The sequence below is a fragment of the Amycolatopsis sp. NBC_01488 genome (genome assembly GCF_036227105.1).
Taxonomy (GTDB): domain Bacteria; phylum Actinomycetota; class Actinomycetes; order Mycobacteriales; family Pseudonocardiaceae; genus Amycolatopsis.
The window spans coordinates 7,311,740-7,328,320 of record NZ_CP109434.1; the positions used below are offsets into that span (position 1 = coordinate 7,311,740).

Here is a 16,581-nt window from a genome sequence, read left to right on the forward strand (position 1 = left end):
GAAACCTCTCAGTCACGGACCGGGGCTCTGGCCCCGAGTCCCCGGTCGATCAAGTCGAAGAGTTCTTCGGTGGTGGCCCCGTCGAGTTCGCCGGACGGCGCTTCGGGCATCACCCGCGTCTGCAGTACGCGCAGCCGCTCGGCCACCTCGTCCCAGCCGTCCACCTCGACGCCTGAGGCCATAGTGGACAGAGCGGTTTCGAGCCCGGCCAACGCGTTTTTCACCGCGTCCAGGCCAGTGGCGGCCGGGGCGAGCAGCTCGAGCAGTGCCCTGGTCAGTGCCTGTGGAGTGGGGTGGTCGAACACGAGGGTGACCGGCAGCCGACGGCCGAGCGCGGCCGCCAGGCGGTTGCGGAATTCCACCGCGGACAGCGAGTCGAAGCCGAGTTCCTTGAACGACTGCCCGGCATCGACGTCCTCGTCGCTTTCGTGGCCCAGCGCAACTGCCGCGTGGGTCCGCACCAGCGTCAGCACTGCTTCGGCCCGGGCCGGCCCGTCGAGCCCGTTCAGCGCGGCCGGGCCTTGCGGGGCCGCGGCCGACCGGGCCGGGCGGACCAGCTCGCGCAGCAGCGGCGGCACGTCATCGCCGGCGAACGCACCCGCGTCGAGCCGCAGCGGGACGGTCACCGCCCGAGGAAAAGTCAAGGCGGCGTCGAACAGTTCGAGGGCCTCGGCAGTGGCCAGCGGGCGGACGCCCGACCGCGCCATCCGGTCGAGCCCGGCGTCGTCGACAGCACCGGTCATCGTGCTGCGTTCGGCCCAGAACCCCCAGGCCAACGCGGAAGCGGGCAGCCCGCGTGAGACCCGGTGCGCGGCGAGACCGTCGAGATAGGCGTTCGCCGCCGCGTAGCCGGCCTGCCCGGGCCCGCCCAGGATCCCGGCCGCAGAAGAGCAGAGCACGAAGGCGGCCAGATCGTGCCCCGCCGTCAGCTCGTGCAGGTGCCGCGCCCCTTCCGCCTTGGGCAGCCAGACCTGCGCCAGCCGCTCCGGGGTAAGGGTTTCGAGCAGGCCGTCGGCGAGCACCCCGGCCGCGTGCACCACCGCGGTGAGCGGCCGCGTCGCCGGGATAGTGGCCAGCAGCCGGGCCACCGCTTCGCGATCCGCGACATCGCAGGCGACCACTTCTGCCTCGGCGCCGAGGGCCGCGAATTCGGCCACCAGGCCGGCGGTCCGCGTGCTCGGGCCGGTGCGGCCGGTCAGCAGCAGGTGCCGCACGCCGTGCCGGGTGACCAGCCGCCGCGCCAGGTGCGCACCCACCATGCCCGCGCCGCCGGTGACCAGCACGGTGCCCGCCGGATCGAGGGGCCGGGGCACGGTGAGCACGGCCTTGCCGACCAGCTGCGCCCGGCTGAGCGCGCGAAACGCTTCGGGGGCGTCCCGGACGTCCCAGGCGGTGATCGGCGGCAGGGTGAGCGCGCCGCTGCCGAACAGGGCCAGCAGCTCGGCGAGCATCGCCTGCAGCCGCCCCGGCCCGGCCTCGAGCACGTCGTAGGCCTGATACCGGACCCCGGGGTGGGCGGCGGCGACCTCGACCGGATCACGCCGGTCGGTCTTGCCCATTTCCAGGAACCGGCCTCCGCGCGGCAGCAACCGCAAACCCGCGTCGACAAACTCCCCCGCCAGGCAATCGAGCACGACGTCGACACCACGCCCACCAGTGGCGACCCGAAACCGTTCCTCGAACTCCGTCGTCCGGGAATTCGCAATCCGCTCCACCCGAACACCCGACGCCGCCACCGCGGGCCACTTCGCCGGACTCGCCGTCGCATACACCTCCGCACCCAGATGACGAGCCAGCTGCACCGCGGCCGTGCCCACGCCACCCGCCGCGGCATGGACCAGCACCGCTTCGCCCGGACGCACACCTGCCAGATCGACCAGGCCGTAATACGCGGTGAGGTAAGCGATCGGCACCGACGCCGCCCGGACGAACGACCAGTCCGCGGGCATCAGGGCCAGCCACCGGTGCGTGGTGGTGGCGACCGGGCCGAACGCGTGCTGGAAGACGCCGAAAACCCGGTCGCCGACGGCGAATCCGGCGACCCCCTCGCCGACCGCGGTGACCACGCCGGCAGCCTCGCCGCCGAGACCGCGTTCGCCGGGCACGACGTCCAGCGCGATCATCAGGTCCCGGAAGTTGACCCCGGTCGCCCGCACGTCGATCCGCACCTGCCCCGGCCCGGGCGGCCCCGGCGGCGGATCCGGGACCAGCACGAGGTTTTCCAGCGTGCCGCGGCCGGTGAGATCCAGGTGCCAGGCGGCCGAGTCCGGCGATCGCAGCGCGGGATCCGCCACCGCACGCTGCAACCGCGGTACCCGAACGACGTCGGCGCGCAATGCGAACTGGGGTTCGCCGCCGCTGAGAGCGTTCGCGAAAAACGCGGGATCCTCTTCCCCGGACAGGTCGGCCAGCAGCAGCCGCCCCGGATGCTCGGCCTGGGCGGAGCGCACCAGACCCCACACCGCGGCCGCGTCGGGCTCCACCGGCCGATCGGTGGGTTCGGCCACGACGGCATCGCGGGTCAGCACCGCCAGCCGGGCGGTCGCGAACCGCTCGTCGGCGAGCCAGGCGCACACCACGGGCAGCAGCGAGGCGACCGCCTCCGACTGCCACTGGGTGGCGTCGAGGAGCACGACATCCGGGGCGGCCACCGCCAGTTCGTCGAGCCCGGCCGCACGCGACAGGCCTGCCGTGATCGCGAGGCCGGAGACGCCGAGGACGGCCAACCGCGGCATACCGGTGCCGGGCTCGACCGGCCGCCAGGCGACGGTGTACAGCGAATCCGGCACCGCGGCCGCCGCGCCGCCGGTCGCCGCGCGCAGGACCAGGGAGTCCGCCGAGAACACCGGCTGCCCGGAGTCGTCCACGGCCAGCACCGAAAACCCGTCGGCACCGTCCGGGCGGAGACGGGCGGTCAGCGCGGTCGCCCCGGTGCGATGCCAGCGCACCCCCGCCCAGTGGTAAGGCAGTTTCGCCACCTCGGGCCCGTCGAGGGCGGCCAGGGCGTGCAGTGCCGCGTCCAGCAGCGCGGGATGCAGGGCGAACCGGCCGTCTTCATACCCGGTCGGCAGGCCGACACTCGCGTAGACGTCGTCGCCGTGCCGCCAGGCGCGGCTCAGCCCCCGGAAGGCGTCCTCGTAGCCCAGTCCGGCCCTCGCAAGCCGGTCGTAGCAGGTCGCGACGTCCACCGGCATCGCGTCCACCGGCGGCCAGGCGTCCTGTTTTTCCGGAAAGCCGGGCCCCGGCGCGGCGGGGGTTGCCGCGTCGAGCAGCCCGCTCGCGTGCGCCGTCCAGCGCGCGTCGTGCGGCGCGTACCGGGGCCGCGTGTGCAGCTCGAACGGCCGCGTCCCCGAGGTGTCCGGCGGGCCGACCCGGAGCTGGACGTCGTGCACGGTGTCCTCGGCCGGCGCCAGCGGGGTGTGCAGGGTGAGTTCCCCGACGCTGCCGTGCCCGGCCTGCGCGGCCAGCTCCAGTAAAGCCGTGCCGGGGACCACGCACCGCCCGCCGACCCGGTGCCCGCGCAGCCATGGCTGCGCGGCCGGGCCGAGTACCCCGGTGAGGACCGTCTCGTCGCCGCCGGCCAGGCCGAACCGTGTCGAGAGCACCGGATGGTCCACGGTGGCGGTCCCCGCCGGTGCGGGGGGCGCGAGCCAGAACCGGCGACGACGGAACGGGTAGGCGGGCAACGGGGTCCGGCGGCCGGGGGTCAGCGCGGCCCACCGGACCGCGGCCCCGTGCACCCAGGCTTCGCCCAGCGACGCCACGAAACGGGCAGCGTCGGGTTCGCCGCGCCGGAGCGAGCCGACGATCGCACCCCTTTCGCCGAGCATCGCGGCCGCACCGGGGACGAGAACGGGGTGCGGGCTGCATTCGACGAACAGGTCGTACCCGCGTCCCGCCAGCGACCGCACGGCCGCGTCGAAGGCGACCGGTTCGCGCAGGTTCCGATACCAGTACTCGGCGCCCGGCCCGGATTCCGCTTCCCCGGTCACCGAGGACCAGAGCACGACGTCCGGGCGGCCCGGCCGCGGTGCGACATCGCGCAGGTCGGTGAGCAGCCGCGTGCGGATCCGCTCGACCTGCGGGGAATGCGACGCGTAGTCGACGTCGATCCGCCGGGCACGCACGCCTTCGGCCTCGCACCGGCTCAGCAGTGCGTCGAGTGCTTCGGGATCGCCGGAGACGACCACGGATGCCGGGCCGTTGACCGCGGCGACCGACAACCCGCCCCCGGCCAGCAGCGGCTCGATCGCTTCGGCGGACAACGAAACCGACGCCATGCCGCCGGTCCCGGACAGTTCCCGGGCGATCGCCCGGCTGCGGGCCGCGACGATCCGCGCGCCGTCGGCGAGCGAGAGGATTCCCGCGACGCAGGCCGCAGCGACCTCGCCTTGGGAATGTCCCAGCACGGCGGCCGGGCGCACCCCGGCCGCTTCCCAGAGCCGGGCCAGCGAAACCATGACCGCCCACAGCGCGGGTTGCACCACTTCGACGCCGCCGAGTTCGCCGCCCTCGGCCAGCAACCGGGCCACCGACCGGCCGGTGAGCGGTTCCAGCGCCGCCGAGCACTCGGCCAGTGCGTCGGCGAAAACCGGCGCCGTGTGCAGCAGCTGCCGCCCCATCCCGGCCCACTGCCCGCCCTGCCCGGGAAAGACGAACACCGGCCGCCGGGCGCCGGCGGCGACCGGCGCCCCCGGGCTCACCCGGGTCAGCCCGGCGAGCAGTTCGTCGCGTTCCCGGCCGACGACAACCGCGCGGTACGGCAGTTCCGGCCGGCTGCCGAGGGTGAAGCCGACGTCGGCGGCCGCCTCCGCACGCACGTGGCGGTGCAGGCGCCTTGCCTGCTCCAGCACCGCTTCCTGGGTACGCGCGGAAAGCACCCACGGCACCACGCCGCGCACGAGTGGCGCGGCGGGGGCGGCATCGGGTTCGGGTGCCTCCTCCAGGATCACGTGGGCATTCGTGCCGCTGATCCCGAAGGACGACACCGCGGCCCGTCGCGGAGTGGCGGTCCGGGGCCACGGCCGGGCCCGGCGGAGCAGCTCGACCGCGCCCGCGGTCCAGTCGATCGCACGGGAGGGCTCGTCGGCGTGCAGGGTGGGGGGCATCTTCTCGTGCCGCAGCGCCAGCACCACCTTGAGCACACCGGCCACGCCGGCGGCCGACTGCGTGTGCCCGATGTTCGACTTCACCGAGCCGAGCCGCAGCGGTTCCGTGCGGTCCTGGCCGTAGGTGGCCAGCAGGGAGTGCGCTTCGATCGGGTCGCCCAGGGCGGTCCCGGTCCCGTGGGCCTCGACCAGGTCGACGTCGGCGGCGCTGAGCCCGGCCACCGCGAGCGCATCCCGGATCACCCTCTCCTGCGCCGGTCCGCTCGGCGCGGTGAGGCCGTTCGACGCGCCGTCGGAGTTCACCGCGTTGCCACGCAGGACCGCCAGGATCTCGTGCCCGTTGCGGCGCGCGGTGGAAAGCCGTTCGACCACCAGCACCCCGGCGCCTTCGGCCCAGCCGGTGCCGCCCGGCGCCTCGGCGAACGAGCGGCAGCGGCCGTCGCGGGAAAGCGCGCCCTGACGGGAAAGTTCCACGAACACCCCGGGGGTCGACATCACCGTGACCCCGGCGGCCAGCGCCAGCTCGCACTCCCCCCGCCGCAGCGACTCCGCCGCCAGATGCAGGGCGACCAGCGAGGACGAGCAAGCGGTGTCGACGGTCAGCGCCGGGCCCCCCAAACCCAGGGTGTAGGCGACCCGGCCGGAGGTGACGCTCGGCATGCTGCCGGTCATCAGGTGGCCTTCGGTGGCCCGGCTCCCCTCGTGCAGACGCGGGCCGTGGTCCTGGAAGGACGTTCCGGCGAACACGCCGGTGCGGCTGCCGCCGAGCGCGCCGGGGTCGATGCCCGCGTGCTCCAGCGCCTCCCAGCTCAGTTCCAGCAGGAGCCGCTGCTGCGGGTCCATCGCCAGCGCTTCACGCGGGGAGATGCCGAAGAACGCCGCGTCGAATTCCCCGGCGTCGGACAGGAATCCGCCTTCCCGGACGTAGGAGCTTCCCGTTCGCCCCGCGTCCGGGTCGAACAACGCCTCGACGTCCCAGCCTCGGTCGGCGGGCATCGGGCCGATCGCGTCGACTCCGCCCTCGACCAGCGCCCACAGCTGCTCCGGGTCGCGGACCCCGCCGGGGAACCGGCACGACATCCCGACGATCGCGATCGGCTCCGTGCGCTCGCGCGCTTCCCGCCGCAGCCGTTCGTTGTCGCGCAGGCTCGCCCGCAGCGCCTTCACCAGGTCGTCGGCCGAGGTGGTCATCCGCTCGTTCCCTTTCTCGTTCATTCGCCGCCGGAATTCAGTGCGAGCCGGACCAGTTCGGCCGCGTCCATCGCGTCGACGTCGGCCGCCGCCGGCGATTCGACCGGCGCGGACGGGTCGGCCGGCGCGGCGAGTCCGAGCAATGTGGACAGCAGTCCCGTCTCTTTCAACCGGCCCAGCGGAACCGTCGCCAGCGCACGGCGAACCGCGGCCTCGTCGGGTTCGCGCGGCCCTGTTTGCCGAAGGCGCCCGGTGCCGAAGGAGGCGGCGAGGTGCGCGGCCAGGGCGGCCGGAGTGGGGTGGTCGAACACCAGGGTCGGCCGCAGCCGCAGACCGGTCGCGGCGGCGAGGCGGTTGCGCAGTTCGACGGCGGTGAGCGAGTCGAAGCCCAGCTCGTGGAACGCCTGGTCCTCGGCGATCCCACCGGCCTCACCGTGTCCGAGCACGGCGGCTGCCTCGGCCCGGACCCGGCCGGTCAGCAGTACCCGCCGCTCGTCGTCGGCCAGAGCCGCCAGGCGGGCCCGGACGTCCTCCGGCGCCGCCGCAGTCCGGGGCGCGGCCGGGACCAGACTGCGCAATACCGGCGGCAGGACGCCTTCGAGGTCCTGGTTGCGCAGCACGGCGGGTTCCCAGCGGGCGGGCACCAGCACCGCCCGTCCGGTCCCGAGGGCCGCGTCGAACAGCGCCGTGCCGTCCACATCGGACAGTCCGACCAGGCCGACGCGGTCGTGGCGCCCCGCGGCGGCCATCCCACCCCCGTCGCTCCAGCGGCCCCAGGCCAGCGACACCGCGGGCAGGCCACGCGCCCGCCGGAACTGCGCCAGCGCGTCGAGAAAGCCGTTGGCCGCGGCGTAGTTCGCCTGCCCGGCCGCACCGGTCACCCCGGCCACCGAGGAGAACAGCACGAACGCGCGCAGGTCGCGGTCCGCGGTCAGCTCGTGCAGGTTCCACGCGCCGTCGACCTTCGGCCGGAACACGCTCGCCAGCCGGTCCGCATCCAGTGACGCGAGAACGCCGTCGTCGAGGAGGCCCGCGGCGTGCACGACCGCCGTGACCGGGCGCGCGTCCAGGACCGCCGCCAGTGCGGCGCGATCCGCCACGTCGCAGGCGATCACCGCCACGTCCGCACCGGCGGCGGTCAGCTCGTCCCGCAGGGTCTGCGCACCCGGCGCGGCGAGCCCGGTGCGTCCCAGCAGCACCAGCCGCCGCACGCCGAGGGCGGCGAGATGGCGGGCCACCACCGCGCCCAACGCCCCGGTGCCCCCGGTGATCAGCACGGCATCCCCGAATTCCGGACTGTCCACGGTGGACACTTCGAGCCGGCTCAGCCTGGGTACCCGGAAGCGGCCGTCGCGCACGGCGAGCTGGGGTTCCCCGGTCGCGAGGAGGCGAGCGACGGTCGAGCCGTCGAGCGGGCGGTCGACGTCGGCAAGCACGATCCGGCCGGGATGCTCGGCCTGCGCGCACCGCACAAGCCCCCACACGGCGCCACCGGCGGGATCCGTGACGGCGGCTCCGGCGTCGACGGCGCCGCGGGTAGCCACCACCAGCACCGAGTCCGCCCCGGGCGGGCGGGCCAGCCACTCCTGCACCGCTTCCAGCACTTCGCCGACGACCGCATGCACGTCGTTGCTCCTCGACGCGGGGAGCACGACGACGGCGGAATCACCCGGGGCGCCCCACTCGGTGTACTCGCACGAGCCCGCTTCGGCGGGGTCGGTGATGTCCGTCCATTCCAGACTGTGGAGCGCGTCGCGTCGCGGGCCCACCCTGGCTTCCCGCAACGTCAGCGCCGCCACGGAGAGCACCGGGCGCCCAGCTTCGTCCGCCAGTTCCACCGCGATCGCATCCGGACCCGCCGGGGTCAGTTTCACCCGGGCGGCCACCGCGCCGGAGGCGTGCAACGACACGCCCGACCACGAGAACGGGAGTTTCGCCGCGCCAGCCGGGCCGCTGAGGCTCAGCGCGTGCAGCGCGGCATCGGACAGCGCGGGGTGGACGCCGCACCAGCCGCCCTCCCGGCTCTCGTCGGGCAGGGCCACCTCGGCGAACAGTTCGTCGCCACGCCGCCAGGCCCGGGTCAGCCCGCGGAACGCGGCACCGTAACCGAGGCCGGCGCCGGCCAGCGCCGGATAGACGTCCACAGTGGACGCTTTTACGGCATCGACGGGAGGCCAGGCGGTCAGGTCCGCCGGAGTTGCCGCGACGGGCCTGAGCATCCCCTCGGCATGCTGCGTCCACGGGCCGTCGGGAACGGTCCGGGCGTACACCGCGATCGGACGGCGGCCGTCCGATCCGGCCTCGCCGACCACGACCTGGATCGGCGTCGCTCCGGGCGGCAGGACAAGCGGTGTCCGGACGGTCAGTTCTTCCACTGCCTCACAACCGGTTTCGCGGGCAGCGCACAGGGCGAGTTCGAGGAACGCGGTCCCGGGCAGCACGAGGTCGCCGCCGACGACGTGCCCGGTCAGCCACGGCTGCGTCGCCGGGGAGAGGGTTCCGGTGAGCAGCAGCCCGTCCCCGCCCGGGGCGATCGCGGCCGCCAGCACCGGGTGGGCGAGCGACCGCAGCCCGGCCGCGGCCAGGCCCCGCGCCGACGTGGTGGATTCGCTCAGCCACAGCCGCTGCCGCTGGAACGGGTAGGTGGGCACCGCAGCCGCTCGTGCGCCCGCGAACAGCGCACGCCAGTTCACCGGCACTCCGGCGGTCCAGCAGCGACCGGCGGCCGCCAGCATCGCGACGGGTTCGGCAGGCCCGTCCGGGAGCGCGGGGACGCAGATCGTCCCGTCCGGCACGCTCTCCTCGGCCAGACTGCTCAGCGCCGTGCCCGGGCCCAGCTCCAGCAGGGCTCGCACGTCCGGACCGGCCGCCGTGACGGCGCCGTCGGCGAACCGGACCGCTTGCCGGGCGTGGCGGATCCAGTAGTCCGCGGTGGCGATTCCGGCCGGATCGGCCAGGCGGCCGGTCAGGTTCGAGATCATCGGCAGGACCGGTTCACAGAACACGACCGTGCCCAGCACCGCGGCGAACTCGTCGAGCATCGGATCGACCAACGGCGAATGAAACGCATGACTCACCCGCAACCGCCTGACCCGCCGCCCGCGGGTTTCGGCCACCTCGGCAAGTGCGAGCACCGCGTCCTCCGCGCCCGACACCACCACCGACGACGGCCCGTTCACCGCCGCAATCGCAGCCCGCTCTCCCATACCGGCGAGAAGTTCGTCCACCTCGGACTCCGGCGCGGCGACCGCGACCATCGCCCCACCCGGCGCAAGCGCCTGCATCAGCCGCCCGCGGGCGGCAACCACCCGGCACGCGTCACCCAACGACCACACACCGGCCACGTACGCCGCCGTCAGTTCACCGATCGAATGCCCCAGCACCACCGCCGGACGCAATCCCCACGACTCCACCAACCGGAACAACGCCACCTCGACAGCGAACAACGCCGCCTGCGTGAACATCGTTTCGTCGAGCCGGTCCCCCGAGCGAACGACTTCCTTCACCGACTCACCCAGCTCGGCGTCCAGAAGCGCACACACCTCATCGAAAACCTCGGCATACACCGGAAACTCCTCGGCCAGTCCGAAGCCCATCCCGGCCCGTTGCGTGCCCTGTCCGGGGAAGACCACGGCCAGCTCCCCAGCCGGTGCCGACGGGGCGACGCCCTCCGCGATTTCCTGCAGCCCCGCCCGCAGCGCCGGCAAGTCCTGGGCGACCACGACCGCGCGCCGGTCGAATACCGCACGTTTCGCGAGCGTGCCACCGAGATCCGCGAGCCGAACTCCCTTTTCCAGCATGGGCATCAGCCGGGCCGCCTGGGCACGGATCGCCTCGGGTGTCTTCGCCGAGAGGACGACCGGGACCACCGCGGCATCCGGCCCGGGCTCCGGTGGCTCTTCCGGCTCGTGTTCCAGGATCACGTGAGCATTGGTTCCGCTGATCCCGAACGAGGACACCCCCGCCCGGCGCGCACGGCCGGTTTCCGGCCACGGCCGCGCCTCCACGGCCAGCTCGACCGCCCCGGATTCCCAATCCACCCGCGGAGTTCGTTCGCCCGCGTGCAGCGTGGGCGGGACGACGCCGTGCCGCAACGCCATCACCGTCTTGATCACCCCGGCCACACCCGCCGCCGCCTGCGCATGCCCGATATTCGACTTCAACGACCCCAACCACACCGGACGATCCACCGCACGCCCCTGCCCATAAGTCGCCAGCAACGCCTGCGCCTCGATCGGATCACCCAGCGACGTCCCCGTACCATGCGCCTCCACCACATCGACGTCCATAGTGGACAACCCGGCCGAGGCCAACGCAGCACAGATCACCCGCTGCTGCGACGGACCATTCGGCGCTGTCAACCCATTGGACGCACCATCCGAATTCACCGCACTGCCCCGCACCACTGCAAGCACCTCATGCCCATTGCGGTGCGCATCCGACAACCGCTCCACCAACAGCACGCCGACACCCTCGGCCCAGCCCGTCCCATCCGCATCCGCCGAGAACGACCTGCACCGGCCATCCGGAGACAAGCCGCGCTGCCGCGAAAACTCCACGAACGCCGTCGGAGTCGCCATCACCGTCACCCCGCCCGCCAGCGCCAGCTCACACTCCCCCCGCCGCAACGACTGCGCCGCCAAATGCAACGCCACCAGCGACGACGAACACGCGGTGTCGACCGTCAACGCCGGGCCTTCCAGCCCGAAGGTGTAAGCCACCCGCCCGGAGGCGACTCCGCCTGCGCTTCCGCTGCCGAGGAATCCTTCGAAGCCGTCCGGAATCTCAGTGAACCGGCTGCCGTAGTCGTGGTACATCACGCCGGTGAACACGCCGGTCCGGCTGCCCCGCAAGGACCCGGGATCGAGCCCCGCCCGCTCGAACGCCTCCCACGACGTTTCCAGCAACAACCGCTGCTGCGGGTCCATCGCCAGGGCCTCACGCGGCGAAACCCCGAAAAACGCCGGATCGAAATCCGCCGCGTCATGAAGGAAACCGCCCTCGCGCACGTACATGGCCCCAGCCCGATCCGGATCCGGATCGAACAGTCCCTCAACATCCCAACCCCGATCCGAAGGCATCGGACCGATCGCGTCGCCCCCAGTCACGACCAAATCCCAGAGATCCTCCGGCGAAACAACACCACCCGGAAACCGGCACGCCATCCCCACGATCGCCACCGGCTCATCCACCACGACAGCCCGCACGACCGGCGTCTCGGCTGCACCGCCGCCGAGTTCGGTGGCCAGCTGGGCGGCCAGGGCACCGGTGTCGGGGTAGTCGAACACGAGCGTCGCGGGCAGGCGCAGGTCGAGCGCCGCCGCCAGCCGGTTGCGCAGTTCGACGGCCATCAGCGAATCGAAGCCCAGCGTCTGGAAGGCTCGTCCGGCCGCGATCGGCTCCGCATGCCCGAGAACCACTGCGGCTTCGGCCGCGATCAGCGCGCTCAGGCGCCGGATCCGTTCGGGCAGCGCGAATCCGGCCCAGGCTACGGCCGGGTGGGCCGTGCTCACGGACTCGGACGACATCCGGGGACGGCCACGCAGCACCGTCGGCAGCTCACCGTGCCGAGGCCCGAACCGTGCCGGGACCACGAGGGCTTCGGCACCTGAAGTCGCCGCGTCGAACAAGGCGAGACCGTCCTCGGTGGACAGTGGAAGCAGACCGGTGCGGCCCAGCCGGGCGAGATCGGCGTCGTCCAGCTCGCCGGTCAGCACGCTGCGCTCAGCCCAGAAACCCCAGGCGAGCGAGACCGCGGGCAACCCCAGCGCGCGCCGGTGCCCGGCCAGGGCGTCCAGGAATCCGTTCGCCGCGGCGTAGTTCGCCTGCCCCGCCGCACCCACGATCCCGGCCACCGACGAAAACAGCACGAACGCCCGCAGCTCACGACCGGCAGTCAGCTCGTGCAGGTTTCGTGCTCCGTCGGCCTTCGGGCCCAGCACGCGATCGAGCCGCTCGGCGTCGAGAGATTCCACCACCCCGTCGTCGAGCACTCCCGCGGCGTGCACGACCGCGGTCACCGGGTGCTCTTCCAGGACCGCGGCCAGCGCGGCCCGGTCCGCGACGTCACACGCGAGGACCGACGTCTGCGCGCCCGCCGCCACCAGCTCGTCGCGCAGCGCGTCCGCACCGGGCGCGGCGAGGCCGGACCGGCTCAGCAGCACCAGCCCGCGCACGCCTCCGCGCACCAGGTGGCGAGCCACGGCGGAGCCCAGGGTGCCGGTGCCGCCGGTGATCAGCACCGTGTCCGCGGAGGTGAGGCGAGGCTCGGCCGCGGGCGCGGTGAGGCGGGTCAAGCGGGGTACCAGGAAACGTCCGTCGCGCACCACGACCTGCGGTTCACCGATCGAGACGGCTGCGACCGCTTCGGCCACGCCGGGCGCGTCGACCACGACGACGCGGCCCGGATGCTCGGTCTGCGCCGAGCGCGCCAGCCCCCACACCGCCCCGCCGTCCACATCGGACACTCCGGAACCGGCAGCGTCCACCGCCCCGTCGGTCCACACCAGCAGGGTCGCCCCGGCGAACCGCGGGTCGGTGACCCAGTGCCGGAGCACGTCCAGCACCCGGCGCGTCACGGCGCGCAGCTCACCCACGGCCGGGAGCACCACCAGCGGCGGCACCGGATTCCCGGACAGCGCCCGCAGATCCTGACCGGGCTCCAGCACAGTCCACGGGCCGTCCGCGGGGACGATCGGCCCGGCGGGCAGCCACTCCAAGCGGAAAAATGCGTCCGCGAAGGTCTCCCGCGGCGCTGCCGGCCTCAGGGCGAGACGGTGCACCGACGCGACCGCCCGCCCTTCCTCGTCCCACAAGCGGACCGAAGCGGTGAACTCATCCCTCTTCGCCAGGCGCACCCGCAGCGCTGTGGCTCCGGTGGCGTGGCGCGAAACACCCGACCACGCAAAGGGCACGAGTGATTCGGCGGTGCCGGAACCGGTGTGGCCGAAGGCATGCAGGGCGGCGTCGAACAACGCCGGGTGCAGGCCGTACCCGGCCGCGTCACACCCGGCCGGCAGGGCAACCTCGGCCCAGACCTCGCCGTCGGCCCGCCAAGCCCGGCGCAGACCACGGAACACGGGGCCGTATTCGAGGCCAGCGTCGGCGAGATCGTCGTACCAGCCTTCGAGCGGCACCTGAACCGCACCGGCGGGGGGCCACTCGGGCAGGTCCGGGAGCGTGTCGCCGGTGCCGGGCGACGAGAGCACGCCCTCGGCATGGGAGGTCCACTCACTGCTGCCCGCACCCGAGTGCACCGTGACCGGCCGATGGCCGTTCGCGCCGGCCGCGCCCACCCGCATTTGGATCCGCACCGCGGCCCCGGCGGGGAGCACCATCGGTTCGGCGAGAGTCAGTTCTTCGAGACGGCCGCAGCCGAGCCGCTCGCCCGCGTGCAGCACGAGGTCCACCATCGCGGTGCCGGGAAGTACCACGGTGCCCGCCACCACGTGGTCGGCCAGCCACGGATACATCGCCGTCGAAAGGGTTCCGGTGAGGACCACTTCGTCCGCCTCGGCCAGTTCGACGGCGGCACCGGCCAGCGGGTGGGACGAGGCGTCGAGGCCGAGGGACGCGGCGTCGGCCGGGGCCGCGCCGCCGAGCCAGTAGCGGCTCCGCTGGAACGCGTAGGTCGGCAGATCGACCGGGCGGGCATCGGGGAAAACCGCATCCCAGGACACCGGGGCGCCTCGCACCGCGGCTTCGGCCAGAGACCGCAGGAACCGGGCGGCCCCACCGTCGTCGCGGCGCAGGGTGCCCAGCACGGGCACATCACCGACGATCCCCGGCAGCGTCACGGTGAGCACCGGATGCGGGCTCACCTCGACGAAGGCAGTGTGCCCGAGGGCGGCGCGCACCGCGCGTTCGAACTCGACCGTGCGGCGCAGCCCGTCGTACCAGTACTGCGCGTCCAGCCCGGCGGTGTCGAACAGGCCGCCGGTGACGCTCGAAAAGAACGGGACGTCACCACTGCGTGGGGTGATCGGGGCGAGGTCCGCGAGGATCCGTTCGCGCAGCCGCTCGACCTGCGGCGAGTGCGACGCGAACCCAACCGGGATGCGGCGGGTCCGCACGCCTGCCGACGTCAGCTCGGCGGAAAAGCCTTCCAGGGCCTCGACATCGCCCGAGACGACGGTGGCGCCGGGACCGTTCATCGCGGCCACCGAAAGCCGGTCGCCCCAGGGGCGCAGGAAGTCCGTGACGTCGGCCGGGCCCGCGGCGACCGAGACCATACCGCCGTGACCGTCGAGTTCCTCGGCGACCGCGCGGCTGCGCAGGGCGACCGCACGGGCGGCGTCGTCCAGAGAAAGCGCCCCCGCCACCGTTGCCGCAGCGATTTCGCCCTGCGAATGCCCGAGCACGGCGGCCGGGCGGATCCCGTGCGCCCGCCACACCCGCGCGAGGGCGGTCATCGTCGCCCACAGCGCGGGCTGGACGACGTCGGCCCGGTCCAGCGACGGCGCTCCGGGCAGGCTGGCCAGGACGTCGGCCAGCTTCCAGTCCACATAGGACGAAAGGGCTTCGCCGCACTCCTCGACGCACCGGGCGAACACCGGCGACCCGGCCATCAGCCCGGCCCCCATGCCCGCCCACTGCGCCCCCTGGCCGGGAAAGACGAACACCGGTCGGAACGACGTCTCGCCCACCGTCCCGCGCAGCACGTCCGGGTGGCCCTTGCCCCGGGCGAGCGCGTCCAGGCCGGCCCGCAGTCCGGCCGGATCCGAGCCGGCCACCACGGCCCGGTGCGCAAGCGCGGAACGCGTAGTGGCCAGGGAAAACCCCACGTCCGCCGGGTCGGGCCCGGTCTGCGGCGACCAGTGCGCGTGCAGCCGCCGGGCCTGCGCCCGCAACGCGGCTTCGCTCTCCCCCGACAACGGCCAGAGCACGGGCCCGCTCTCCCGCGGCCGGAAGGAGCTGGGCTCGGGGACGGGCGCCTGCTCGAGCAGGACGTGGACGTTGGTCCCGCTCATCCCGAAAGAGGAGACCCCGGCCCGCCGCGGGCGGCCGGTCTCCGGCCACGGCACGGCTTCGGTCGCCAGCGTCACCGCCCCGGCCGACCAGTCGACGTGGGGGGTCGGCTCGGTCACGTGCACCGTGGGCGGCAGCACCCCGTGCCCCAGGGCGAGCACGGTCTTGATCACCCCGGCCACCCCGGCCGCGGCTTGGGTGTGCCCCAGGTTCGACTTCACCGAACCCAGCCACAAAGGGACCTCTCGATCCTGACCGTAGGTGGCCAGCAACGCCTGCGCCTCGATCGGATCACCCAACCGCGTGCCGGTCCCGTGCGCTTCGACCGCGTCGACGTCGGACGCGGACCACCCGGCATCCGCCAGCGCCGCCCGGATCACCGCCTGCTGCGCCGGACCGTTCGGCGCCGTCAAGCCGCTGCTCGCGCCGTCGGAATTCACCGCCGAGCCACGCACCAGCGCCAGCACCGGATGCCCGTGGCGGCGCGCATCCGACAGCCGTTCCACCACCAGCACGCCGACACCTTCGGCCCAGCCCGTCCCGTCCGCGTCCGCCGAGAACGGCTTGCAGCGGCCATCCGGGGCCAGCCCGCCCTGACGGGCGAAATCGACGAACGCGCGCGGCGTCGCCATCACGGTGACCCCGCCGGCCAGCGCCAGCGCGCACTCGCCCCGCCGTAGCGACTGGGCCGCCAGGTGCAGTGCCACCAGCGACGACGAACACGCCGTGTCGACGGTCAGCGCGGGTCCGGTCAAGCCCAGCGCATAGGCCACCCGGCCGGACAGGACGCTGGCCGCGCTGCCGACCCCGACGTGACCGCCGACGCGCTCGCCGGCCGCGTGCAGCACCGACGCGTAGTCCTGGCCGTTGGTGCCGGCGAACACCCCGACCCGCTCGCCCCACAGCGAGTCCGGGGCGATCCGGGCACGTTCGCAGGCCTCCCACGACGCCTCCAGCAGCAGCCGCTGCTGGGGGTCCATCGCGGCTGCTTCCCGGGGCGAGAGGCGGAAAAGCTCGGCGTCGAACTCCGCGACGTCGCCGAGGAATCCGCCGTACCGCACGGACGCCGTGCCGGATGCGGCAAGGTCCCAGCCGCGGTCGGCCGGAAACTCCGACCGCGCGTCGCCACCCCCGACCAGCAGTTCCCAGAGCCGCTCCGGCGTGTCGGCCCCACCGGGAAACCGGCAGCTCATGCCCACGATCGCGATCGGCTCCTGCGCCGCGTCGGTCAGGTGTCGCAGCCGCCGGACCTCCTTGAGCGAGCCGCGCAGCGCCTCGGCGAGTTCGTCCGTCCGCCCGTCCATCGCGTATTCCG

At 73.7% G+C, this 16,581-nt stretch carries 2 protein-coding genes; both read right to left on the minus strand.

The genetic code is table 11. The features are described from left to right. Window positions 1–8 precede the first annotated feature (8 nt). Complete coding sequence (locus OG738_RS34545) at window positions 9–6,275, minus strand: SDR family NAD(P)-dependent oxidoreductase (RefSeq protein ID WP_442875964.1); 6,267 nt, start codon at window positions 6,273–6,275, stop codon at window positions 9–11. A 44-nt stretch (window positions 6,276–6,319) separates the two neighbouring features. Next, window positions 6,320–16,537, minus strand: a complete 10,218-nt coding sequence (locus OG738_RS34550) for an SDR family NAD(P)-dependent oxidoreductase (RefSeq protein WP_442875965.1) — start codon at window positions 16,535–16,537, stop codon at window positions 6,320–6,322. Window positions 16,538–16,581 lie beyond the last annotated feature (44 nt).